Annotated in this window: 20 protein-coding genes; 10 read left to right on the plus strand and 10 right to left on the minus strand. The window is 66.7% G+C overall.

Translation table 11 applies throughout. From position 1 onward, the window contains the following. The first annotated feature begins 302 nt into the window (after positions 1-302). Positions 303-974, plus strand: coding sequence for an outer membrane protein (locus SI859A1_RS08565; RefSeq protein WP_009209401.1), 672 nt, complete (start codon positions 303-305; stop codon positions 972-974). A gap of 18 nt (positions 975-992) precedes the next feature. Here the strand turns inward: SI859A1_RS08565 and SI859A1_RS08570 are convergent, their stop codons facing one another. From SI859A1_RS08570 to SI859A1_RS08580, 3 genes are all read right to left on the minus strand, one after another. Next, positions 993-1598, minus strand: a complete 606-nt coding sequence (locus SI859A1_RS08570) for a glutathione S-transferase (protein ID WP_009209402.1) — start codon at positions 1596-1598, stop codon at positions 993-995. A gap of 14 nt (positions 1599-1612) precedes the next feature. Further along, a complete protein-coding gene (locus SI859A1_RS08575; RefSeq protein WP_050767487.1) occupies positions 1613-2146 on the minus strand; it encodes a hypothetical protein in 534 nt (177 codons plus the stop codon). A gap of 62 nt (positions 2147-2208) precedes the next feature. Next, positions 2209-3054, minus strand: a complete 846-nt coding sequence (locus tag SI859A1_RS08580; protein ID WP_009209403.1) for a 23S rRNA (adenine(2030)-N(6))-methyltransferase RlmJ — start codon at positions 3052-3054, stop codon at positions 2209-2211. A gap of 184 nt (positions 3055-3238) precedes the next feature. Here SI859A1_RS08580 and SI859A1_RS08585 point away from each other — a divergent pair, with 184 nt between their 5' ends. Together SI859A1_RS08585 and SI859A1_RS08590 are read left to right on the plus strand one after the other, a co-directional pair. Then, positions 3239-4351 (plus strand): alkene reductase, encoded by a 1113-nt coding sequence (locus tag SI859A1_RS08585; RefSeq protein ID WP_009209404.1) that lies wholly within the window; start codon positions 3239-3241, stop codon positions 4349-4351. Between the two features lie 158 nt (positions 4352-4509). After that, complete coding sequence (locus tag SI859A1_RS08590; RefSeq protein ID WP_009209405.1) at positions 4510-6624, plus strand: molybdopterin oxidoreductase family protein; 2115 nt, start codon at positions 4510-4512, stop codon at positions 6622-6624. A gap of 224 nt (positions 6625-6848) precedes the next feature. Here the strand turns inward: SI859A1_RS08590 and SI859A1_RS08595 are convergent, their stop codons facing one another. The 4 genes from SI859A1_RS08595 to purM form a co-directional block, all read right to left on the minus strand. Beyond that, positions 6849-7670, minus strand: a complete 822-nt coding sequence (locus SI859A1_RS08595) for an outer membrane protein (RefSeq protein ID WP_009209406.1) — start codon at positions 7668-7670, stop codon at positions 6849-6851. 276 nt (positions 7671-7946) lie between these two features. Further along, complete coding sequence (locus SI859A1_RS08600; protein ID WP_009209407.1) at positions 7947-8384, minus strand: PACE efflux transporter; 438 nt, start codon at positions 8382-8384, stop codon at positions 7947-7949. A 164-nt stretch (positions 8385-8548) separates the two neighbouring features. Continuing rightward, positions 8549-9250, minus strand: coding sequence for a phosphoribosylglycinamide formyltransferase (purN, locus tag SI859A1_RS08605; protein WP_009209408.1), 702 nt, complete (start codon positions 9248-9250; stop codon positions 8549-8551). Next, positions 9247-10311 carry a phosphoribosylformylglycinamidine cyclo-ligase gene (gene purM / locus SI859A1_RS08610; protein ID WP_009209409.1) on the minus strand — a complete coding sequence of 355 codons (1065 nt, stop codon included), beginning with the start codon at positions 10309-10311 and terminating at the stop codon, positions 9247-9249. Before purM ends, purN begins: the two co-directional genes overlap by 4 nt. A gap of 92 nt (positions 10312-10403) precedes the next feature. Between purM and SI859A1_RS08615 the strand changes: the two genes are divergently transcribed. From SI859A1_RS08615 to SI859A1_RS08635, 5 genes are read left to right on the plus strand one after another with little or no spacing between them, the layout of a single operon-like run. Continuing rightward, positions 10404-11009: a CDP-alcohol phosphatidyltransferase family protein gene (locus SI859A1_RS08615; protein ID WP_009209410.1), complete on the plus strand. Its 606-nt coding sequence runs from the start codon at positions 10404-10406 to the stop codon at positions 11007-11009. Continuing rightward, positions 11006-12166: an AI-2E family transporter gene (locus tag SI859A1_RS08620; RefSeq protein ID WP_009209411.1), complete on the plus strand. Its 1161-nt coding sequence runs from the start codon at positions 11006-11008 to the stop codon at positions 12164-12166. Before SI859A1_RS08615 ends, SI859A1_RS08620 begins: the two co-directional genes overlap by 4 nt. Before the next feature lie 12 nt (positions 12167-12178). Then, on the plus strand, positions 12179-12871 hold the full coding sequence (locus tag SI859A1_RS08625) for an AAA family ATPase (RefSeq protein ID WP_009209412.1): 693 nt from the start codon (positions 12179-12181) through the stop codon (positions 12869-12871). A gap of 23 nt (positions 12872-12894) precedes the next feature. Further along, complete coding sequence (locus SI859A1_RS08630; RefSeq protein WP_009209413.1) at positions 12895-15417, plus strand: RNA degradosome polyphosphate kinase; 2523 nt, start codon at positions 12895-12897, stop codon at positions 15415-15417. Continuing rightward, complete coding sequence (locus SI859A1_RS08635) at positions 15410-16924, plus strand: Ppx/GppA family phosphatase (RefSeq protein WP_009209414.1); 1515 nt, start codon at positions 15410-15412, stop codon at positions 16922-16924. Before SI859A1_RS08630 ends, SI859A1_RS08635 begins: the two co-directional genes overlap by 8 nt. 16 nt (positions 16925-16940) lie before the next feature. On the opposite strand, the gene rnd is transcribed toward SI859A1_RS08635, so the two are convergent. Further along, positions 16941-18092, minus strand: a complete 1152-nt coding sequence (gene rnd, locus SI859A1_RS08640) for a ribonuclease D (RefSeq protein ID WP_040326408.1) — start codon at positions 18090-18092, stop codon at positions 16941-16943. 179 nt (positions 18093-18271) lie between these two features. On the opposite strand from rnd, the gene aspS reads away from it, so the two are divergent. Next, a complete protein-coding gene (gene aspS / locus SI859A1_RS08645; RefSeq protein WP_009209416.1) occupies positions 18272-20059 on the plus strand; it encodes an aspartate--tRNA ligase in 1788 nt (595 codons plus the stop codon). Positions 20060-20167: 108 nt separating this feature from the next. Here the strand turns inward: aspS and SI859A1_RS08650 are convergent, their stop codons facing one another. Beyond that, complete coding sequence (locus tag SI859A1_RS08650; RefSeq protein WP_040325593.1) at positions 20168-21349, minus strand: aq_1923 C-terminal domain; 1182 nt, start codon at positions 21347-21349, stop codon at positions 20168-20170. 207 nt (positions 21350-21556) lie between these two features. Here SI859A1_RS08650 and parC point away from each other — a divergent pair, with 207 nt between their 5' ends. Next, on the plus strand, positions 21557-23809 hold the full coding sequence (gene parC, locus SI859A1_RS08655) for a DNA topoisomerase IV subunit A (RefSeq protein ID WP_009209417.1): 2253 nt from the start codon (positions 21557-21559) through the stop codon (positions 23807-23809). Between the two features lie 60 nt (positions 23810-23869). Here parC and SI859A1_RS08660 read toward each other — a convergent pair whose 3' ends face one another. After that, on the minus strand, positions 23870-24799 hold the full coding sequence (locus SI859A1_RS08660) for a DMT family transporter (protein ID WP_009209418.1): 930 nt from the start codon (positions 24797-24799) through the stop codon (positions 23870-23872). Positions 24800-24863 lie beyond the last annotated feature (64 nt).

The raw sequence follows: 24863 nt of genomic DNA on the forward strand, positions 1-24863 counted from the left end.
TCGGCCAAGGGGATGCCGGTGCGGTTCGCCCCTTCTATATGATTCCGCACCGGCGAGAATGCAGGGGGTGGCGATCACTTCCGCGCATCCGGCGACAGCGCATCATGGCAGGTGTCGCGATTCGGCAACTATCGCCGGAAAACGTGCCGAAACGATGCAGCCATTCGCGATGTCGGCTGTTTCCTTTTGGAACGATCCCCACATCGGATTGAGAGCCATGTGGTGCCTCGCCCCGAACGGGCCCGCAGGCGCCACGATCGCCAGCCGGGACATTTGCCGGCGGGGTCGGAAGGAGAAGGCGCATGCTGAACCTGCTTCGCAGTCTCGCGGTCGGAACCGCTGCGGCCGTTGCCCTGGTGCCTGCCGCGCGCGCAGCCGACGTGATCTATGAAGAGCCGCAGCCGCCGGTTGCGGCCCCGATTGCCCCGTCGACGCCGGTCTATGTCTGGTCGGGAGCGTATGCGGGCGCGTTTGTCGGCTACAACACCTCGAATTTCGACCAGTCCACCGGCGCGAGCTTCGACGGCGACGGCTTCGTCGGCGGCGTCTACACCGGCTACAACTGGCAGGCGGATCAGTTCGTCTTCGGTCTGGAAGCCGATCTCGGCGGCTCCGACGTCGATGCGAGCGGCACCAATGCGGCCACCGGCGCGCAGCTCGATGCCGACAGCAACATCTTCGGCTCGTTCCGGGCCCGCGTCGGCGTCGCGGTCGATCCGTTTCTGGTGTTCGCGACCGGCGGCTTGGCCGCGGCGCGCAACGAGCTCTCGCTCAACGGCTTTTCCGACAGCCAGACAAGCATCGGCTATACGCTCGGCGCCGGCGTCGAAGCGCGCGTCAGCGACGATGTGACGACGCGCCTCGAATATCGCTATTCGGATTTCGGCAGCGAGACCTACGATCTCGGCAATACCAGTGTGTCGTCGGGCTTCGACGAGCATTCGATCCGGGCCGGCATCGCGCTGAAATTCTAGCGGCCGGCCCGGTCGGAATCAGCTCGCCGGCATAGACGGCTTGAGATCGGCATAGGCCGGGAACTGCTGCTCGAAGCGCTGCAGCCAAGCCGCCAGCTGCGGCCTTTCGCCCTCGATCTTGCCCGGGAAGCGCATGGTGGCCCAGCCGAGCAGCGCCGCGACGGCGAAATGGCCGATGGTCAGGTTTTCGGGAAGCTCCAGGATCTGCTGTTCGAGCGTTGCCAGGCCGCGGTCGGCTTTGCGCAGCTGCTTGTCCACCCAAGGCTGGTGACGCTTGTCCTCGGGCCGGTAGCGGACCTCGTAGACCGACAGGATCAGGGCATCGACGATGCCGTCGGCCGTCGCCTCGACGGTGGCGGCGATGCGCCACGGCTCGATCGCCTGCGGCACCATCTGGTTGCCGCTCAGGCGGTCGAACAGGGCGCAGATCACACGGCTGTCATAGACCGTGGCGCCGTCGTCCATGACCAGCACGGGGATCTTGCCGAGCGGATTGGCCGTGATCAGCTCATCGGGCTCGGCGGTGGTGTCGACCGGCACGGTCTCGATGGCGATGCCGCAATGGCTGGCGGCCATGCGGACCTTGGCGGCAAAGGGGGAGGGGGCGGAATAATAGAGACGCATGCTGTTCGACGATCCTATTTGGAGACGTAGCCATACCCGGTGCGTCCCTCCTCCGGGAAGCGGCGCAGCGATTCGCAATTGGCACCATAGACGTGCCACTCGTCGAGACCCAGAACGCAGCCCTCGGCCCGCCAGGACGCCACCGGCGAGAAGCCGCCGAGATATTCGCCGGCTGCCGCGAAGCCCATCGGATGCTCGATGACGTAGTAGACGGTGCGGCTGACATGGTCGGACAGAAGGGCGGTCGCCTGGCAGTAGCGGCGCTCGATCGGCGCTGCGGGCAGCGGTTCGTCGGCGCGCTGCGGGAAATAGGCCTTCTCGAACATGCCGCTGAATTCGAGGATCTCCAGCTTCACGCCGACCATGGTCGGCGCGCCGTATTCGAACTGGTCCTCGACCTGCCCGAGGACGTCGGCATCGTCGCAGGCCGGGACCAGCGCGGCGCGCAAGGGGGCAGGCTCGCCGTAGCGCAGATCGGCCGCCTGGGCGGGCAGGGCCGCCACACCGGCGACGAACAGGGCAAGGGCGGCAGCGATGGCACGATACATGGGACAGCCTTCCACGTCGGATCCGTTTGGGTTTCGGTAGCACGAAAACGCCGCGGGCGACCTCACGGGTGCGGCGACGACGACGTAAAAACCGAAAATGTTGCCGCCTCGCCGCTTCCCAGCAGCGGCGCGAGGGTCGTCAGCACCGCTTCGGCCTCGGCGGCGAAGACGAAGGGCGGGTTGATGACGGTCAGGCCGGTGCCGACGAAGCGTTCGTCGGCCGTATAGGGCTCGCGGAAGAATTCCGCCGTCACGCGCTCGCTGACGGGCAGGGCATCAAGACGCTCGTGCAGGGCGGCAACAAGGGCCGGGCGCTTCAGTGGATACCAGACGGCATAGATTCCGCCGGCCCAGCGCTGCAGTGCCTTGGCGAGGCCTTCAGCGATGGCGTCGACCTCGTCGGTGCGCTCGAAGGGCGGGTCGATCAGGACGAGGCCACGCTTCTCCTTTGGCGGCACGTGGGAGCCGAGCGCCAGCCAGCCGTCGAGGGCGATCGCCTTGGTCTGGACGTCGCCGGCAAAGAGCGTCTTCAGCGCCGCGGCATCGGCGGGATGCAGCTCATAGGCGGAAAGGCGGTCCTGCGGACGCAGCAGGCGCCGCGCGATGAGCGGCGAGCCGGGATAGCGGTCTTCGGAGAGATCGGAGGCCAGCGCCCCGCGGTATTCGGCCAGGAGCGGATCGTCCATGACGTCGGCCGCGGCCTGGACCAGCCGGCCGACGCCATCCGCATGCTCGCCGGTCCGCCGCGCTTCGTCCGATGTGAGCGAATAGCTGCCGCGGCCCGCATGGGTGTCGAAGACGCGGAACGGCTTCTCCTTGCGCTTCAGATAGGCGATCAGCCGGGTCAGCAGGGCGTGCTTGACCACGTCGGCGAAATTGCCCGCGTGATAGGCATGGCGATAGTTCATCGGACGTCGTGTTCCTTCGGTGCAGGTGCCCGCGCGCGAACACTCTCCAGCGGCGTGGGGCGATGCCGGATCGCAGCTGGCGAACGCTGTGTTCATCCGCCTTACCGCGCTGCGGCAAGTCCCCATCTCTCGCGGCAACGCCGGCACATGCCGGCCGTCTTTGCATCCGGAAGAGGACACCGCAATGGCTGACGAGAAACTGTTCGAGCCGCTCGATCTCGGCCCCACCCATCTGGCCAATCGCGTCGTCATGGCGCCGCTGACCCGAAGCCGCGCCACCGACGCCGGCGATCTGCGCGACATCCATGTCGAATATTACAGCCAGCGGGCCGGTGCCGGCCTGATCATCACCGAGGCGACGAACATCTCGGCGGAAGCCCGCGGGTACGCCTATACGCCGGGCATCTTCACCGACCGCCATGTGGCGGACTGGACGAAGGTGACCGATGCCGTCCACGCGAAGGGCGGCAAGATGTTCCTGCAGCTCTGGCATGTCGGCCGCATCTCGCACCCCGACCTGCAGCCGGGCGGCGCGCTGCCGGTGGCGCCCTCGGCGGTCAAGCCCGACATGAAGGCCTTCACGGTCGACGGCTTCAAGGACATTCCGGCGCCGCGGGCGCTGGACAAGGACGAGTTGCCGCGTGTCGTCGCCGACTACGTCAAGGCGGCCGAGAACGCCAAGGCCGCCGGTTTCGACGGCGTCGAGGTGCATTCGGCGAATGGCTATCTTCTCGACCAGTTCCTGCGTGACGGCGCCAACCAGCGCACCGACGAATATGGCGGCTCCATCGAGAACCGCATCCGGTTCCCGCTCGCGGTCGTGGATGCCGTGGTCGGCGTCTGGGGCCCGGAGCGCGTCGGCATCCGCATCTCGCCGGTCAGCCCGGCCAACGACCTGACCGACAGCGATCCCGAGCCGCTGTTCAGCCGCTATGTGGAGGAGCTGGCGAAGCGCAAGCTGGTCTATCTCCACGTCGTCGAGGGCGAGACCGGCGGGGCCCGCGATCCGCAGGAGTTCAAGGCCTGGTCGCTGAAGGACAAGTTCGACGGTCTCTACATGGGCAACAACGCCTATGACCGGACGATGGCGATCGAGCGCGTGGCAAATGGCGAGACCGATCTCGCCTGCTTCGGCCGGCCGTTCATCTCCAACCCGGATCTCGTCGAGCGGCTGAAGCTCGACGCGTCGCTGGCCGAATGGGACCAGGCGACGATGTATGGCGGCGACGAGAAGGGGTATATCGACTACCCGGCATTGAGCGAGGACGAGCGTTCGCGACTGGCCAAGGCGGCGTAGTCGAAGTCGAACACGACGCAGCCAATCTAGACAGGAGAAGGGTCGGGCCGTCGGGTCCGGCCCTTCCTTGCGTATGGGGTCAGCCGATCGCCGGGGTCGATGGTCTTGATCGCAAAAATGAATTGGGGCGCGTCCGGGAGTTGCGGTATCGTCGCGCCATGAACAAACCGCTTCCCGTCGCCATCGGGCATTCCGCCTGTCCGCATGATTGCCCTTCCACCTGCGCGCTCGACGTCGAGATCCTCGAGAACCGGACGATCGGCCGGGTGCGCGGGGCGGCGGCGAACGACTACACGGCCGGCGTCATCTGCGCCAAGGTCGCGCGCTATGCCGAGCGAATCCATCATCCCGACCGGCTGATAACGCCGCGGCAGCGGGTCGGCGCGAAGGGCGAGGGCGGCTGGCGCGAGATTGCCTGGGACGACGCGCTCGACCTCGTCGCCGAGCAGTTCGTGAAGGCCGAGGCGAGGCACGGAACGGAGGCGGTCTGGCCCTACCAGTATGCCGGCACGATGGGGCTGGTGCAGCGCGACGGCATTCACCGGCTGCGCCATGCCAAGCGCTATTCCGGCCAGTTCGATTCGATCTGCACCAACATGGCCTGGACCGGCTGGTTCGTCGGTGCCGGTGCCATGCGCGGCGCCGATCCGCGCGAATTGTCGAAGTCGGACTGCATCGTCATCTGGGGCACCAATGCGGTCGCCACCCAGGTCAATGTGATGACCCACGCTGCCAAGGCCCGCAAGGAGCGCGGCGCGAAGATCGTCGTCATCGACATCTACGACAACGCCACGATGAAGCAGGCCGACATGGCCCTGAAGCTGCGGCCGGGGACCGACGCGGCGGTCGCCTGCGCGCTGATGCACATCGCGTTCCGGGACGGCACGGCGGACCGGGATTATCTCGCTCGCTACACCGACGATCCGGCCGGGCTGGAGGCGCATCTGGCCACACGGACGCCGGAATGGGCGGCCGCGATCACCGGCCTCGACGTCGCCGACATCGAAGCCTTTGCCGCGCTGGTCGGGCGGACACCGCGCAGCTATTTCCGCCTCGGCTACGGCTTCACCCGCCAGCGCAACGGCGCGGTGGCGATGCACGCCGCCATGTCGGTGCCGGCCGTCTACGGCCACTGGCGCCACGAAGGGGGCGGGGCGTTCCACTCCAACTCCGACATCTTCGGCCTCGACAAGTCCGAGATCATGGGGGCTGCCGATCGCGACCCGTCGATCCGCTATCTCGACCAGTCGCGCATCGGCGCCGTCCTGACCGGCGACGCCGACGCGCTCGCCGGCGGTCCGCCGGTTGCAGCCATGCTGATCCAAAACACCAATCCCGCCAATGTCTGCCCTGAGCAGCGGTTGGTGCGGCAGGGCTTGCTGAGGAACGATCTCTTCACCTGCGTCCACGAGCAGTTCATGACCGATACGGCGCAGATCGCCGACCTGGTGCTGCCGGCGACGATGTTCCTGGAGCATGACGATATCTATCGCGGCGGCGGGCAGAACCACATCGTTCTCGGGCCCAAGCTGGTCGATCCGCCGGAGACGGTGCGCACCAACCATTTCGTCATCGAGGAACTGGCCAAGCGCCTCGGCGTCGCCGACCATCCGGGCTTCGGCCTCGACGAGCGCACGCTGATCGACAACATGCTGAAGGCAGCGGGCGATACGGAGGGGTTCGAAGGCCTGCAGCGCGAGCGCTGGATCGACCGGCAGCCGCCCTTCGAGGAGGCGCATTTCCTGAACGGCTATGCCTGGCCGGACGGCAAGTTCCGCTTCAAGCCGGACTGGACCGGGGGGCAGGCACCGAACCGGCCCCCGGACAGCATGGGGCCGCAGGGGCCGGTCGCCGGTCTGCCGGAGTTTCCCGACCATGTCACGCTGATCGAAACCGTGGACGACGCGCATCCCTACCGGCTGGCGACCTCGCCGGCGCGGCAGTTCCTCAACTCGACCTTCGCGGAAACCCGCGGATCGCGTTCGCGCGAGGGGGCGCCGGAACTACTCGTCCATCCCGAGGATGCGCTGCGCGAGAGCCTCGGCGACGGCGAGATCGTCACCATCGGCAACAGCCGTGGCAGCGTCCGGCTGCCGGTCAAGGTCAGCGATACGGTCAAACCCGGGGTGCTGATCCACGAGGGCCTGTGGGCCAACGCGGACTTTCTCGACGGCGAGGGCATCAACGTCCTGACGGGAGCCGATCCTGTTGCCCCCTTCGGCGGCGCAGCGTTCCACGACAACCGGGTCTGGCTGCGCACGGCACGGGCATAGCCGGCCGGGTCGTCGTGTGGCGTCGAGGTCGGGGTCTCAGGCCGTCTTCAGTCGCTTGGGCGGTGAAGCTGAGGTTCTGAATCAGAGTCCGCTCGCGCCCGTAAGGTGCTGAAAGGGCGGGCGGTTCGCGCGCTCTCGAAGCCGCAGGTTTGGCCTGAACACAAAAAAGCCGGCGCGAAGAGCGCCGGCCTTCCTGTTCGTACGGACCGGACGGTCCGCCGAAATCAGTTGAACTTGTAGGAGACCTTGGCGGTCACGGTGTGGAAGTCGAAATCGTCGTCGACGACGAAATCGGTCGAGCCGCCGACGCCACCGGAGAATGCCGGGCCGCCGTTCAGGCGCGTGTAACCCGAACCACCGAGGTTGGTGTAGAGATACTCGGCACCGAAGGACATGTTGTCGGTGAACTTCACCTCCATGCCGCCGCCGACGGTGTAGCCGAAGCTGTCCTCGTCCTCGGAAACGACGGCCGGCGTCGCGCCGGTCACGGCCGGGGAGTTCGTCGAGAACGAATAGTCGACGTCGCCATAGGCCAGACCACCGGTGACATAGGCGAGGGCGTCCGGGGTCACCAGATAGCCGACGCGGGCGCGCACGGTGCCCAGATAGTTCAGCTCGCGGTCGGTCCGGTAATAGGCAGGCGCATTCGAATCGGCGTTGGACGAGCGGGTGAGGTCGATGGCGTTGATGTCGGCGAGGACACCGAAGACGACGCTGTCCATCTGGTAGTCGTAACCGATATGCGCACCGCCGAGGAAGCTGGAGTCGACATTCGAGTCGAAGTTCGAGCCGAAGGCGGTCTGCACGGCCGAGCCGCCGAAGGCGAAGCCGTTGGTGCGCAGGTCGACATTATCGGGATCCTGCGGGTTGAACGCGCCGCCGCCCTGGACGCCGAGATAGATGCCGGTCCAGCCGGACGCAACCGGGCTGATCTCCATCGGGGCCGGAGCCATCGGCTCTTCGTAGATCACGTCGGCGGCCTGGGCGTAGGACGCGAAGGTCAGGGCGGTGGAGGCCGTCAGGATCGAGAGAAGGTAGGTGCGCATGGAATTCCTCGTTTGTTGATGTCCATGCTTATGCGGCGTTGTACTTGGTTCGCCTATGCCCGCTCTGCCACACCTGCGTATTCGCCAGCCGGGAATTCATCACTGATGTGTGATGAGGAAATAAAGCGCTCGAATGGTGAGCCGTGCGCTGTGGCGGAAGACGGAAAAGAAAAGTAAACAGCGATCACATTCTTGCGAACAAGACGTGAGCCGAAGTGTTCCTGCCTGTGCAGTATTTGTGACGGTGCATAGCTCAGGCCACGCGGTCCGCGGCTCTCAGCCTTCGGCCGCCGCTTCCCGCCATTCGGGAAGCGGAAAGATCCGGTCATAGGCCCAGTTGAAGGCGAAGGCGTAGACCGCATAGAACGCCGCGAAGCTCGCATCCATCACGAACGCCTGCACGATGCCGATCTCCAGATACAGCGCGATCACGGGCAGCAGGAAGGCGAGCAGGCAGGCCTCGAACACGATCGCATGGACGACCCGGATCAGCGGCGTCTTGCGGGTGGTGCCCCGCACGCGCTGCATCAGATGGTCGAAGCCCAGATTGTAGACGTAGTTCCACAGCGTCGCGATGGTCGCGCCGATGACCGTGACGACGCCGATATCGGCGAAGGGTAAGTGGAAGAGCCATGCCCCGGCCGGGGTGACGAGGGCCAGCCCGACGATCTCGAAGCTGACGGCATGACGGATACGATCGGGAGTTGAGCGCATGGCGACCCTGCTTGTCCTGTGCCGGGTCGTCCCGGCGATATGATGGGAGGAAAGGAAGGTCGTCCTTCACGGCGCATATGGCACCGCGGAGCGCCGATCGCAACGAGCATGCCCGGCGCAAGCCGGGTCAGGCGGTCATCGGCACGGCGTTGCATCGCTCCGGATCAGCCGTTGCGGCGGGCATCCGGCGACACGAGGATCGGGTCGCCATCGCCGAGGCGCATGGTCTCGTCTTCCACCGGCGGCGCCGGCTTGACGATGGCGCGTCCGTTGGACATGCGCACCGCGCCGTCCAGAACCAGCCTCAGGGCGTGCGGGTAAAGCCGGTGTTCGGCCCGCAACAGCCGCTCGGCGACGGTTTCCGGCGTGTCGCCCGGCACGAGGGCGATGGCCGCCTGCGCTATGATCGGGCCTTCGTCCATGCGGTCGGTGACGAAATGCACCGTGCAGCCATGGATGCGCATGCCGGCATTGATGGCGCGCTTGTGGGTGTCGAGGCCCGGAAACAGGGGCAGCAGGGACGGGTGGATGTTGATCAGCCGGCCCTCGAAGCGTCGGACGAAATCGGCCGACAGCAGCCGCATGTAGCCGGCCAGGCACACCACGTCCGGCGCCATCTCGTCGAGCGCCCGGATCAGCGCCGCCTCGTGGGCGGCCCGGTCCGCATAGGCGGTCTGGTCGATGGCGACGGCGGGGATGTCGTAGCGCCGCGCGGTGTCGAGCCCGGGCGCATCCGGCCGGTTCGACACGACGCCGGCGATCTGGCCGGGATAGCCCGGGTCCATGCAGGCGGCGATCAGCGCACTCATGTTCGAGCCGCGGCCCGAAATGAGGACCGCGATCTTCTTGCGCCGCACCGCGTTCATGCCAGCGCCAGTGCGCCGTTGAAGGTCACCGCGGCGTCCTGGCGCGGGCGGATGCGGCCGAGCGGCACGACCGTCTCGCCAGCGCTCTGGAGAATGGCGCTGACGGCCGCGGCGTCCGCGTCGGAGACCACCACGATCATCCCGATGCCGCAGTTGAAGGTGCGCAGCATCTCGGCTTCGGCCACGCCACCCGCCTGGGCGAGCCAGCCGAAGACCGGCGGCACGGGAACCGCGAAGAGGTCGATGTCGGCGCGCATCGTGTCGGGCAGGACGCGCGGAATGTTTTCCACGAAGCCGCCACCGGTGATGTGAGCGAGGGCCTTGATGCCACGGGTTTCGGCGAAGGCGGCGAGCAGCGGCTTCACATAGATGCGGGTCGGCGCGATCAGCGTCTCGCCGAGGCTGCGGTCGGCATCGAAGGGCGCCAGATCGGAATAGGCGATCCCGGAGCGCTCGACGATGCGGCGGACCAGCGAGTAGCCGTTGGAATGGACGCCGGACGAGGTGAGGCCGAGGATCATGTCGCCGGACTCGATATTGCCGGCCGGCAGGAGGCGGTCGCGCTCGACCGCGCCGACGGCGAAGCCGGCCAGATCGTAGTCCTTGTCGGCGTAGAGCCCCGGCATCTCGGCGGTCTCGCCGCCGATCAGCGCGCAACCGGCCTGCCGGCAGCCCTCGGCGATGCCCTTGACGATGGCCTCGCCCTCGCTCGGATCGAGCTTCCCGGTGGCGTAATAGTCAAGGAAGAAGAGCGGTTCGGCGCCCTGCACGACGAGATCGTTGACGCACATGGCAACGAGGTCGACGCCGATCGTGTCGTGCAGCCCTGTCTCGATGGCGATCCGGAGCTTGGTGCCGACGCCGTCATTGGCGGCGACCAGCAGCGGATCGACAAAGCCGGCGGCCTTCAGGTCGAACAGGCCGCCAAACCCGCCGATCTCGCCATCGGCGCCGCGCCGCGCCGTGGAGCGCACATGCGGCTTGATGCGTTGCACGAGATCGTTGCCCGCGTCGATGTCGACGCCGGCGTCGCGATAGGTCAGTGGAGTCGTTTCGGCCATGGTCCCCGCACCGTTTTGGTCGAGTTGACATGATCGCCGGCTGTGAGCAAGACCCGGCTTCCAATGCTAAGGATTGTCGCCATGGTACGACAATGACCGGCGATGGACCAAAACACGGCCCCGGGCACCCGCTGACCCTGCCGAACGTCATCACGATTGCCCGCCTTTGCGGCGTGCCGGTGCTGGTCTGGGCGCTGATCGAACGCGACTGGACGCTGGCCTTCGCGATCTTCGTCGTGGCCGGCCTCTCGGACGCGGTCGACGGCGTGATTGCGCGCCGCTGGAACCAGCAATCCGAACTTGGCCTCTATCTCGACCCCATCGCCGACAAGGTGCTGCTGGTCTCGGTCTTCGTCGGCCTGGCGCTGCTCGAGCGCTTGCCGGGCTGGCTGGCGATCGCGGTGGTCAGCCGCGACCTCCTGATCGTCGCCGCGGTGCTCCTGTCCTACGTCATGAGGCGGCCGGTTACGGTGCGGCCGCTGCTCGTCTCCAAGCTCAATACCGTGTCGCAGATCGTGCTGGCCGGCGTGGCGCTCGGCGAGCCGGCCTTCGGCCTGTCGCTGACCGGAGAAATCGAATTTCTGGTGGCGGTCACCGTGGTCTTGACCGGTGTGTCGGCCGCCGCCTATCTCGTTGATTGGCTTCGACACATGAACCCCAACGACGATCCGTCCGACCGCAGAGGCGACCCCCAATGACCGATCGAAGCGCGCTGATCCGGCGGCAGGTCCTGTTCTGGAGCGTGGCGGCGCTGGTCTCCATTCTCCTGCTGTGGGTGTTCTCCGGAATCCTCCTGCCGTTCCTGGTCGGCATGGTGATCGCCTATTTCCTCGATCCGGTCGCCGACTGGTTCGAGCGGCGCGGCTTCTCGCGGCTGATGGCGACCATCGTCATCCTGATCCTGTTCGTCTTGTTCTTCGCCGCGGCGATCCTCGTCGTCGTGCCCGTGGTCGGTTCGCAGATCGCCAGCTTCGTCGAGCGCATCCCCGATTATCTCGATCGCCTGCAGGCGATTGCGGTCTCGGCCCGCAGCGGCCCGCTGGCCTTCCTGTTCACCGGGGAGGAGATGAACTTCAAGCAGGACTTCGCCCAGTTCGCCAGCGAAGGCACCGGCATCGTCACAAGCTTCCTCGGCGGCCTGTGGTCGTCGTCGCTCGCCGTCGTCAATTTCGTCTCGCTGTTCATCGTCGCACCGGTGGTTGCCTTCTACCTGTTGCTCGACTGGGACCGGATGGTCGACAAGATCGATGCGTGGACGCCGCGCCAGCATGTCGACACGGTCCGGCGGCTGGCGCGGGAGATCGACCGGTCGGTGGCCGGTTTCGTGCGCGGGCAGGGCAGCGTCTGCCTGATCCTCGGCACGATCTATGGCGTCGGCCTGACGCTCACAGGATTGAATTTCGGACTGCTGATCGGCCTGTTCGCCGGGTTGATCTCGTTCATTCCCTATGTCGGCTCGGCGATCGGCCTCATCCTGGCGCTGGGCGTGGCGCTGGTGCAGTTCTGGCCGGACTGGGTTTCGATCCTGATGGTCGCGGTGGTGTTCTTCGTCGGCCAGTTCTTCGAGGGCAACATCCTGCAGCCCAAGCTCGTCGGGGCGTCGGTCGGCCTGCATCCGGTCTGGCTGATGTTCGCCCTGTTTGCCTTCGGCGCCCTGTTCGGCTTCGTCGGCCTGCTGATTGCCGTTCCGGCCGCCGCCGCGGTCGGAGTGCTGGTGCGCTTTGCCCTGTCGCAATATCTGCAGAGCGAGATGTATTACGGCCGCACGCAGCCGCAGCGACCCGCCGTGCAGATCGAGACGCAATCGGCGCCGCCCGCCGTCGGCACCGTGCCGCGCGGCGAGGCGGGCGAGTAGGACGCGATCGCGATGCCGACCCAGATCCCGCTCGAACTGCCGCATGCGGCCTCGCTCGCCCGCGAGGACCTGATCATGTCGCCATCGAACCGGCTCGCCGTGGAGGCGATCGATTCCTGGCCGCAGTGGCGGCATTCGGTGCTTCTGATCGTCGGGCCGCCCGGATCGGGCAAGACCCATCTGGCCAATGCGTGGAGCGAACGGGCAGGGGCGACGGTGGCGCGGCCCGACGCGACCGAGGCGAGCCTTGCGGCAGACGATTTTCGCGTGGTGGTCGACGATGCCGACCGGACGGCCCTGTCGGAGCGCGAGCTGTTCGGCCTCGTCAATGCGGCCCGGCTGGGCGGCGGCAGCCTTCTGTTGACGTCGCGGGTGATGCCGCAGGCGATGAATGTCGCGACGGCGGATCTGCGCTCGCGCCTCGCCGCGGCGACCATCGCCGAGCTCGGCGCGCCCGATGACCCGCTGCTGACCGGCGTGTTGATCAAGCTCTTCGCTGATCGCCAGATCGCCGTGTCGCCGCGGGCGGTGAACTATCTCGTGCAGCGCATGGAGCGCTCGCTCGATGCGGCGGGTTTCCTGGTGGCCGAGATCGACCGGGAAGCGCTGGCGACGCGCGAGCGGATCGGCACGCGATTGCTCAAACGGGTGCTTGACCGCGGCACCGCCGCGATGCGTCATGCGACTGTCGCATCCGGCCGCTAACCGGCGGCGACGGAGGAGTTTGCATGGACGACACCACACCGCCCCGACCGGAACGCAAGCCGCGCGCACCGCGGCGCCGTACGGCGACCTCGCGGAGCAATACCAGGGCATCCGCCGCGGCGGCGCCCGTTGAAAATACCGCGTCCGGCAATGGCGAGGCGAAGGATCTGGCGCGCACGCCGATCCGCCGCAGGCCTGCGAAGGCCCCGGCAAAGTCCGCGCTGACAGAGCAGCGGGTCGCCGCCAGCACGAAGCAGGCGGATGCCGGCTCCGGCACGTACAAGCCCGAGGAGGGCGCCCCGGCCGCCGTCTCGACCGACACACGGGTCAGTGAAGCCTCGGTCATCCTCGAGGCCCCGACGGCCGAGGTCGAAGCCCGCACGGCGGCGCAGAACCTGGCGGCCGAGACCGAGCTGCCGGCGGACCGCTTCGTCAATCGCGAGATCTCCTGGCTGCAGTTCAATCGCCGGGTGCTGGAGGAATCGCTCAATCCGGCGCATCCGCTGCTCGAGCGCGTCCGCTTCCTGTCGATCTCGGCCGACAATCTCGACGAGTTCTTCATGGTCCGTGTCGCCGGCCTCGCCGGTCAGGTGCGCGAGAAGATCTCGGTGCGCAGCATCGACGGGCTGACGCCGCAGGAACAGCTCAACCAGATCCTGGTCGACGTTCACAATCTGCAGGAAGAGCAGCAGGCCTCGCTCGCCGAACTGGTGAAGACGCTGCGCGAGGAGCGTATCCAGATCGTCGGCGCCGGCGATCTCAAGCGCGAGGACCGCGCCTGGCTGGAGAATCATTTCAACGAGACGATCTTTCCGGTGCTGACGCCGCTGTCGGTCGATCCGGCGCATCCGTTCCCCTTCATCCCCAATCTCGGCTTCTCGATCGCCCTGGCTCTGGTCCGCGAGCGCGATTCGCAGAAGATGAACGCTCTGCTGCGGCTGCCCGTGGCGCTGCAGCGCTTCATCCAGATGGAGCCGAACGCGGCGGGCATGACGCGCTTCGTGCCGCTGGAAAGCGTCGTCGCCCTGTTCATCGGCAAGCTCTTCCCCGGCTACAGGGTCAGCGGCGCTGGCACGTTCCGGATCATCCGCGACTCCGATATCGAGGTCGAGGAAGAGGCCGAGGACTTGGTGCGGCTGTTCGAGAGCGCGCTGAAGCGGCGCCGGCGCGGCTCGGTGATCCGCATCGAGTTCGATTCGGTGATGCCGGAATCGCTTCGCAACTTCGTCGCCAACGAACTCGAAGTGCCCGATTCCCGCGTCTCGGTGCTCGACGGCATGCTGGCGCTCGATTCGGTGTCGCAGCTCTGCAAGCTGCCGCGCGACGACCTGAAGTTCACGCCCTACATCCCGCGCTTTCCCGAGCGCATTCGCGAACACAACGGCGACTGCTTCGCCGCGATCCGCGAGAAGGACATCATCGTCCACCACCCGTACGAATCCTTCGACGTGGTGGTGCAGTTCTTGCGCCAGGCGGCGCAGGACCCCAATGTCATCGCCATCAAGCAGACGCTCTACCGGACCTCGAACGATTCCCCGATCGTGCGGGCGCTCATCGACGCGGCCGAATCCGGCAAGTCGGTGACGGCGCTGGTCGAGCTGAAGGCCCGCTTCGACGAGGAGGCCAATATCCGCTGGGCGCGCGACCTGGAACGGGCCGGCGTGCAGGTGGTGTTTGGCTTCATCGAGAAGAAGACCCACGCCAAGCTGTCGCTGGTGGTACGACGCGAAGAGGGCAAGCTCGTCAACTTCGTCCATATCGGCACGGGCAACTACCACCCGATCACCGCGCGGATCTACACCGACCTGTCCTACTTCACGGCGGATCCGGCGATCGCCCACGACGTGCAACTCGTGTTCAACTACATCACCGGCTATGCCGAGCCGACCGAAGTCAAGAAGCTGGCGATCTCGCCGCTGACGATGCGCAACCGCATCGTCGACCTGATCCGGGCCGAAGCCGAGCATGCGAAGGCCGGGCGTCCCGGGCAGATCTGGATGAAGATGAACTCGCTGGTCGATCCGGCGATCATCGACGCCCTGTACCGCGCCAGCCAGGTGGGCGTGGAGATCGATCTCATCGTGCGCGGCATTTGCTGCCTGCGGCCGCGCGTCACCGGCCTGTCCGACAACATCCGGGTGAAATCCATCGTTGGCCGTTTCCTCGAGCACAGCCGCATTTTCTGCTTCGGCAACGGCCAGGGGCTGCCCTCGGAGGGGGCGATCGTGTATCTGGGCTCGGCCGACATGATGCCGCGCAATCTCGACCGGCGGGTCGAGACGCTGGTGCCGATTTCCACGCCGACGGTCCACAGTCAGATCCTGTCCCAGATCATGCTGGGGAATATTCTGGACAATCAGCAGAGCTGGTCGGTAGCCGCGGACGGTACATCGCGCCATATCGTACCCTCGCCGGGCGAACAGCCGTTCAATGCCCAACGCTATTTCATGACAAATCCGAGTCTGTCGGGGCGCGGTAAAGCACTGAAGACGGATGCTCCAAAACTCATTGCAAGACAGCGGGCAGAACATTCCCGGTTTGACTGAGCCGATCGCGCAGGGACGGCTGCAGGACCGTCAGCCGGTCGCGGTCGTCGATATCGGGTCGAACTCGGTTCGACTGGTCATCTACGAAGGCAATTGCCGTTCGCTGACGGTGCTCTTCAACGAGAAGGTCCTGAGCGGTCTCGGCAAGGGGCTGGCGCGCACCAACCGGCTCGACCCGAAGGCCATCGACAGTGCGCTCGCCGCGCTGTCGCGCTTTCGCCGGCTCGCCGCGCAGGCCAATGTTCGCGAGATTCACCCCATCGCGACGGCCGCTGCCCGCGAGGCCCAGAACGGGCCGGACTTCATCGCGGCGGCGGAAGCTGCGATCGGCTGCGAGATCGTCATCCTGTCGGGCGAGGACGAGGCCCGCTACGCGGCCGAGGGCGTGCTGTCGGGGTTCCACAATCCAAGCGGGATCGGCGGGGATCTCGGCGGCGGCAGCCTGGAACTGGTGGATATCGACGCAGGCGGCTTTCAGGGCGGGCTGACCCTGCCGCTGGGCGGTCTGCGCCTGCGCGACCTGTCGGAAGGCGATCTGACGCGTGCCCAAGCGGTGGCCGAGAGCCATCTGTCGGCCTGCGCTCTGGCCGGCAAGGGCGAGGGGCGGCCGTTCTTCGCCGTCGGCGGCACCTGGCGCAACCTCGCCAAGCTGCACATGGAGCAGGAGAAATATCCCCTGCATGTGATGCACGGCTATGAGATCGATGCCGCCGGCATCGACGGTTTCCTCGACATGGTCGTGCGCACGCCGGCCGACAAGCTGCCGGGCATCGGCGCGGTCTCCAAGTCGCGCCGACCGCTGCTTGCCTATGGCGCGGTGACGCTGAAGAGCATCATCCGGCACCTGAAGCCGTCGAAGATCGTCCTGTCGGCGCTCGGGGTGCGCGAGGGCTATCTGCACGCGCTGCTGTCGCCGGAAGAGCGGGCGAAGGACCCGCTGCTGGAATCGGCCCGCGAACTGTCGATCCTGCGCTCGCGCTCGCCCGATCATGCCCGGGAACTGGTGGAATGGAGCCGGCGCACCTTCGAGGCCTTCGGCATCGACGAGACGCCGGCGGAGGAACGGCTGCGGCAGGCCGCCTGCCTTCTCGCCGACATCGGCTGGCGGGCGCATCCCGACTATCGCGGCAAGCAGTCGCTGTCGATCATCGCCCATGCCGCGTTCCCGGCGGTCGACCATCGCGGGCGCGTCTATCTCGGGCTGACCAACTATTACCGCCACGAAGGCAGCTTCGAGCAGGTGCACCTGCCGGAGATCGAACGCCTCGTGGACGACCGCCTGATGCGCCGGGCGCGCATTCTCGGCTCGCTGTTCCGGGTGGCCTATCTGCTGACCGCCTCGATGCCCGGCGTCCTCGACCAGATCAAATGGGCGCAGGACCCGCGCGGCGGCTTCACGCTGGTGATCCCGCAGCACCTGGCCGACCTCGTCGGCGAGCGCCCGGAAGGGCGCCTGCAGCAATTTGCCAAGGTCGTGGAAAAGACCCTGCGCATGGAAGTGCGCTGAGGGACGGATCGCCGCGTCAGAGCGCGACGATCTCCACCTTGCGGTTGCGATAGACGAGGGCGGTTTCGCCCTTCAGAAGGTTCAGCGCACGGTCGCCGAAGATTTCGCGGCGCCAGCCGTCCATCGCGGCGATCGGCGCCTCATCGCCCTTCCAGGCGAGCTTTTCCAGATCGTCGCCCGAGGCGATCATCTTGGCGGCGACGCCGTTTTCCTCGACGACGATCTTCAGGAGCACCTTGAGGAACTCGACGGCTGCCGCCGTGCCTTCGGGAAGCTGCGGCGGGCGCGGGATCGACGGCAGGTCGGCGCGCGGCACGGCCTGTGCGCGCTGCACGGCGGCGACGATCTCGCGGCCGGCATTGCTGCGCTCGAAGCCCCGCGGGATGGTCCGCAGCCGCGAAAGCGACTGTTCGTCGGTCGGCGCCTGCTGGGCGATCTCGTAGATCGCGTCGTCCTTGAGGATGCGACCGCGCGGCTTGTCGGCCTCGCGCGCCTCGCGCTCGCGCCAGGCGGCGACTTCCTTGAGGATCTGCAGCTCGATGGGCTTGCGCACCCGCAGCTTCAGGCGCCGCCAGGCGTCGTCGGGATGCAGATCGTAGGTGGCCGGATCGGTGAGGACCGCCATCTCCTCGTCCACCCAGCGCGTGCGACCCTTTTCGGCGAGCTGCGCGGAGAGGAAGCGGTAGACGTCGCGCAGATAGGTCACGTCGGCCAGCGCGTAGGCGAGCTGCTGGTCGCTCAGCGGACGCCGGCGCCAGTCGGTGAAGCGCGAGGTCTTGTCGATGCGGCCGTCGGTGGTGCGCGCCACGAGCTGGTCGTAGGCGATCGACTCGCCGAAGCCGCAGACCATGGCGGCGACCTGGGTGTCGAAAAGCGGCACCGGGATGATGTCGCCGAGCTTGTGAATGATCTCGACGTCCTGCCGGGCGGCGTGGAAGACCTTCACGATGCGCTCGTCGCGCATCAGATCGAAGAACGGCGCCAGGTCGAGGCCGTCCGCCAGCGGATCGACCAGCACGGCCAGATCGTCCGACGCCATCTGGATGAGGCAGAGCTCGGGCCAGAAGGTGGTCTCGCGGATGAATTCGGTGTCCACGGTGACGAATTCGGCGGCGGCGAGCCGCGAACAGGCTTCGGACAATTCGGCGGTGGTGGTGATCGTATGCATGGCCATCCTTTAGACCGATCCGCGGCGCGGGCGAAACCCGGAAGCGTCGCGCGCGGACGGAATCTTGACATGGGGCATGACGCATGCGCTTGTCCGCGGCGATTCCGCCGATCGAGAACGACCCGCCTGCGCGCGCATCGACGCAGCGTCGGCGCGGACCAGCCATTAGGAAGAACGCCATGCATCGCTATCGCAGTCACAGCTGCGCCGCCCTTCGCAAGGAGGATGTCGGCAACACGGTTCGCCTGTCGGGCTGGGCCCATCGCATTCGTGACCACGGCGGCCTGCTGTTCATCGATCTGCGCGACCATTACGGCCTGACCCAGGTGGTCGTGGATCCCGATTCCCCGGCCTTCGCCATTGCCGAGACGGTGCGCGGCGAGTGGGTGATCCGGGTCGATGGCGAGGTGAAGGCGCGCTCGGCCGAAACGGTCAACCCGAAGCTGCCGACCGGCGCGATCGAGGTCTTCGCCAAGGAGATCGAGGTGCTGTCGGCCGCCAAGGAGCTGCCGCTGCCGGTCTTCGGCGAGCCGGACTATCCGGAGGACATCCGCCTCAAGTACCGCTTCCTGGATCTGCGCCGCGAGACGCTGCACAAGAACATGATGCGGCGCACGCAGATCGTCTCGAAGATGCGCACGCTGATGGGCGATGCCGGCTTCTTCGAGTTCCAGACGCCGATCCTGACCGCGTCGTCGCCCGAGGGCGCCCGCGACTTCCTGGTGCCGTCGCGGCTGCACAACGGCATGTTCTACGCGCTGCCGCAGGCCCCGCAGCAGTACAAGCAGCTGATCATGATGTCCGGCTTCGACCGATACTTCCAGATCGCGCCGTGCTTCCGCGACGAGGATCCGCGCGCCGACCGCTTCTATGGCGAGTTCTACCAGCTCGACGTGGAGATGAGCTTCGTCGAGCAGGAGGACATCCTGTCGACCATGGAGCCGGTCATCCGCGACGTGTTCGAGGCGTTTGCCGACGGCAAGCCGGTGAGCCAGAGCTTCCGCCGCATTCCCTACGCCGAATCCATGCGCAAATACGGCTCCGACAAGCCCGACCTGCGCAACCCGATCGAGATGCAGGCGGTGACCGAGCATTTCGCCGGCTCGGGCTTCAAGGTCTTCGCCAACATGATCGCCGGTGATCCGGCGGTCGAAGTCTGGGCGATCCCGGCCAAGACCGGCGGCAGCCGCGCCTTCTGCGACCGGATGAATTCCTGGGCGCAGGGCGAGGGCCAGCCGGGCCTCGGCTACATCTTCTGGCGCGAGGAGGCGGGTGCCGTCTCCGGCGCCGGGCCGCTGGCCAAGAACATCGGCGAGGAGCGCACCGAGGCGGTCCGCACCCAGCTCGGCCTCGAAGCGGGCGATGCCTGCTTCTTCGTCGCCGGCCGTCCGGAGGCCTTCACGGCCTTCGCCGGTGCGGCCCGCACGCGGGTCGGCGAGGAACTGAACCTCGTTGATCGCGACCGGTTCGAGCTGGCCTGGATCATCGATTTCCCCTTCTACGAATGGCAGGAAGAGGAAAAGAAGATCGACTTCGCCCACAATCCGTTCTCGATGCCGCAGGGCGGCATGGAGGCGCTTGAGGGCGAGGAGCCGCTGAAGCTGAAGGCGTTCCAGTACGACATCGTCTGCAACGGCTTCGAGATCGCCTCGGGCGGCATCCGCAACCATCTTCCCGAGACGATGGTGAAGGCGTTCGAGATCGCCGGCTATTCGAAGGAAACGGTCGAGGAGCGCTTCGGCGGGCTCTACCGCGCCTTCCAGTACGGCGCGCCGCCACATGGCGGCATGGCCGCCGGCGTCGACCGCATCGTGATGCTGCTCTGCGGGGCGAAGAACCTGCGCGAGATCGCCATGTTCCCGATGAACCAGCAGGCGCACGACCTCCTGATGGGTGCGCCGAACGAGGCCTCGCCGGCGCAGCTGCGCGACCTCGGCCTGCGCATCGCGCCGCAGACCAAGGCCTGAGGACGCCGCCGGACGGGCACTCCGTTCGGCACATCTTCAGACTGGCATGAAAAAGGCCCCGTGCGTCCAGCACGGGGCCTTTGTCGTTCGAACCGCCGGGATCGCGGGCTACTTCGCGTCCGTGTTGGCATCGACGGTGAGCGAGAGAACCTTCGGCAGGGTCTGCGGGGCGCCCATCGCGGCGCCCATGATCTGGGTGGCGGCGATCGGGTTCTCCGGCGCGATGGTGATCGACAGGGCCTGCGGGTCGTTGAGGAACGTCGTCACGGCGCCGGTGACCTCTTCCTGGAACTCCGGGTTCTGCAGATAGCCGAGCACCGCCGGCAGCATCGCCGTCAGGTTCTGCACCAGTTCCTCGCGGCTCTGGCCGTTCTCCTTGGCGTAATAGTCGAGCAGCTTGCCGGTGAGGGATTCGTCGGTGAAGGTGATGTCGGCCGAGTTCAGCGAGAGCTGCGAGATCAGCCCCATCACCGCCATGCCGGTGGCCTGCTGGTTGTCGGGATTGCTCGCCATCTGCTCCTGCAGCTGCGACAGCGAATCCGCGAAGGCGGTCGTGTAGCCCGAGATCGCGTAGGTGAAGGACAACTCGCCCGCGTCCTCGACCGACAGCAGGAAGGGATCGAGCTCCAGAAGACCGCTCTCGGGCTCCCAGTTCGCCGACCCGTTCAGCGAGCCGCTGATGGTCTCGTAGCCGACGTCGCGGATGGCCTGGGTCGCCTCGGGCGAGTCGCCCGTCGTCAGGTCGGCGGTGAAGGCACCGACATTGATCTCGGTGGCCAGGCTGCCGCTGTCGCCGATCTCGTTCTCCATCGAGGCGTCGGACAATTCGAATACGGTCTTGCCGTCCCTCGCGAGGTTGATGCTGCCGATCGTCGCCTTGTCGAAGAAGAAGTTGGAGAGCTTCATGGCGGCGGGGGCGGCAGCCGTATCGGTGCCGGCGAGCATCAGGCCCTCGATGCTGACGTCGCTGATCTGGGCGCGCTTGCCGTCTTCCGTCTGGTCGAGCTCGGGGAAGGCGAGGCGCTCGACCGTCCAGCCCTCGGGCGTCGATCCGGCGACGTTCTCGAAGGTCAGGTCACCGACATCGGAGTCCTCGCCGAAGGAGACGTCCTTCAGGATGACGTTCTCGCCGTCGGCTTCGGCGCTCGAATAGGACATCGAATGATCGCCGTTCTGCACGAGCGTCTTCAGGCGCTCGCCGAAGGCCTGCGCATCGACCGCGAAGGCCGAGGTCGAGGAGAGAAGCAGCACGGCTGTCGCGGCTGCGGAAATGCCTGTCGTGGCGCGCATGGGAAAACCTTTCGCTGGAAGCCGGTGAGCCGATCGGTCCGGTGCCCGGTCGTCGTGCCCTGCGCGACACATATGGCCAAGTCGGTTCGCCGTTAAAGGGGGGCGCGGCGGCATGCGGCATTTGCCCGTCGGGCCGGCGCCGACAAAGTTCGGGATAAGCCCGTTCCGGTGTTGTTCCCATTCGGTGCATGGCCTAGAGGAAACGGCATGGGCAAGGCTACCGAACCGCCGGCTGGTGGCGGCGACATCGAACCGATCGATCTGAAGGCAGCGCTGGAAGAGCGCTACCTTGCCTATGCGCTGTCGACCATCATGGGCCGGGCGCTGCCGGACGTGCGCGACGGCCTGAAGCCGGTGCATCGGCGCATCGTCCATGCCATGCGCATCCTGCGGCTCGACCCTGGCCAGGGCTACAAGAAATGCGCCCGCATCGTCGGCGACGTGATGGGCAAGTTCCATCCGCATGGGGACGCGTCGATCTACGACGCCCTGGTCCGGCTTTCGCAGGATTTCGCCATCCGCTACCCGCTGATCGACGGGCAGGGCAATTTCGGCAATGTCGACGGCGATAGCCCGGCGGCGATGCGCTACACCGAAGCGCGGATGACCGATGTCGCGACGCTGCTTCTGCGCGGCATCGACGAGGACGCGGTCGATTTCAAGAAGACCTACAACGAGGAGGAAGAGGAACCGATCGTCCTGCCGGGCGCGTTCCCGAACCTTCTCGCCAACGGCTCGTCCGGCATTGCCGTCGGCATGGCCACGTCGATCCCGCCGCACAACGCGGCCGAGCTCTGCGACGCGGCGCTCAAGCTGATCGAGAACCCGGACGCCACAACGGACGCGCTGCTGCGCTTCGTGCAGGGGCCGGATCTGCCGACCGGCGGCGTCATCGTCGACAACCAGGCGCAGATCCGCGAGGCCTACGACACCGGACGCGGCTCGTTCCGGGTGCGGGCGCGATGGGAGACCGAGGACCAGGGCCGCGGCGGCTACGTGGTCGTCGTCACCGAGATTCCGTATCAGGTCCAGAAATCGCGGCTGATCGAGAAGATCGCCGAGCTGCTTCTGGCGCGCAAGCTGCCGCTCCTCGGCGACATCCGCGATGAATCGGCCGAGGACGTACGCATCGTCATCGAGCCGAAGAGCCGCACGGTCGATCCCGAACTCCTGATGGAATCGCTGTTCCGGCTGACCGATCTGGAATCGCGCATTCCGCTCAACATGAACGTCCTGTCCGGCGGCAAGGTGCCGCGGGTCATGTCGCTCAAGGACGTTCTGGCCGAGTGGCTGGCGCATCAGCGCGATGTGCTGGTGCGCCGCTCGCGCTTCCGGCTGGCCCAGATCGAGCGGCGGCTGGAGATCCTCTCCGGCTATCTGATCGCCTTCCTGAACCTCGACGAGGTGATCCGGATCATCCGCGAGGAGGACGAGCCGAAGACCGAACTGATGCGGACCTTCGAGCTGACCGACACCCAGGCCGAAGCGATCCTCAACATGCGGCTGCGCTCCCTGCGCAAGCTGGAGGAATTCGAGCTCAAGCGCGAGTTCGACACGCTGACCGGGGAGAAGGCCGAGAAGGAAGCGCTGCTGGCTTCGGACGAACGCCAGTGGGCGGGCATCGCCGCCGAAGTGCGCGAGGTTCGCGAGACCTATTCGAAGAAGACCAAGATCGGCCGTCGCCGCACCATGTTCGCCGACGCGCCGAACCGGGCGCTCGACGACATCACGGTGGCGCTGATCGAGAAGGAGCCGATCACCGTCGTCCTGTCGAAGAAGGGCTTCCTGCGCGGCATGAAGGGCCATCTGGCCGACTTCTCGTCGCTGGCTTTCCGCGAGGGCGACGGGCTGCAGCTCGCCTTCCACGCTATGACCACCGACAAGCTTCTGTTTCTGTCGACCGGCGGCCGCGCTTTTACCCATGGCGCCGACAAGCTGCCGGGTGGACGCGGGCAGGGCGAGCCGATCCGCCTCGCCTTCGAGCTCGAGGACGATCAGGACATCGCGCTGGCCTTCGTTGCCGATCCCGAGCGCCGCCGCCTGCTGGTCTCCTCCGACGGCAATGGCTTCGTCGCCAGCGAGGCCGACATGCTGGCCAACACCCGCAAGGGCAAGCAGCTGATGAATGTTGCCGGCAAGACCAAGCTCGCGCTGGCCGCGCCGGTCGGCGCGGGCGACCATGTCGCGATCGTCGGCGAGAACCGCAAGCTGCTGGTCTTCCCGCTGGTGCAGGTGCCGCAGATGACCCGCGGCAAGGGCGTACGGCTGCAGCGCTATAAGGATGGCGGCCTGTCGGATGCCCGCGTCTTCGCCATGGCGGACGGGCTGACCTGGACCGATTCCGCCGGCCGCAGCTTCACCCGTTCGGAGACCGAACTGCTGGAATGGCGCGGCGACCGCGCCCAGGCTGGCCGTCTGGTGCCGAAGGGCTTTCCCAAGACAAACCGCTTCGACGGCTAGGCATCGGCCATGCCCGACATGCGGGCGAGGTGACGCACGAAGCGTGGGGCTCGCGGCGCGTCAGACGCCGCCGCTCTGCTCCGCAAGCCGCCGCCGCTGACCGCGCACGCGTCGCAACTCGGCGACCGAATGGACGACCAGCGTCGCGATCACCACCCCGCCGCCCGCCATTGCCAGATCGACCGGACGCTCGCCGAAGATCAGCCAGACCCAGACCGGCGCCAGCACGGTTTCGATCAGGAAGGCCATGGAGACGACCGGGGCGGGCACGAACATCGGTCCGATCGCCAGGCAGATCATCGCGACGGGGATCAGCACGCCGCCATTCAGGATCAGCCAGATGATCGCCTCGGAATGGAGCCCTTCGCCGGCGACGAAGGGCAGGGCGATCAATGCCGGCAGAAGACCGCCCAGCGCCGCAGTGTAGCGCATGTCGGTGCGCGAGCGCCGCGACAGGGTCAACGCGAGGGCGATCAGAAAGGCGGTCGCCAGCGCCGAGAGGTCACCCGTCCAGTTGCCGGTCTCGAAGCCCGCGCCGATGATCAGGAGGACGCCGAAGAGCGTCGCCGGGATCGCCAGCACCGTGGCCAAGGGCGGACTCTCGCCGATCAGCCACCGGGACAGGATCGCCGCGAACATCGGATTGAAGGCGAGGATGAAGACGACATTCGCCGCGCTGGTGTTGAAGACGGCGAAGACGAAAGTGGTGGCCGCCATCGAGAAGATGGCGACGATCAAAAGGCCGGTCCAGCCGGCGATCAGCTTCTGGCCGCGCGGATTGCGAATCCGGTCGACCTGCCAGATCAGGAGAACGGCGAGGCCGGTCAGCAGGCCGCGGACCGCTAGCACGGTCCAGAAGGCGCTCTCCGACATGCGGATCAGCGGAATGTCGAAGGACAGGACCAGTCCGCCGATGCCGACGATGGCAAGGCCCTGACCATAGGACTGGGCCGAAGCGGCGGCTTCGGTCTGGGACGATACGACGGACATGGGAACCTGCGAACGGTAAGTTACCCTGACCGGCTATCGTGCCGCGCGCAGCATGGCAACCGGC

Origin of the sequence: Aurantimonas manganoxydans SI85-9A1 (genome assembly GCF_000153465.1) — a bacterium.
GTDB lineage: Bacteria > Pseudomonadota > Alphaproteobacteria > Rhizobiales > Rhizobiaceae > Aurantimonas > Aurantimonas manganoxydans.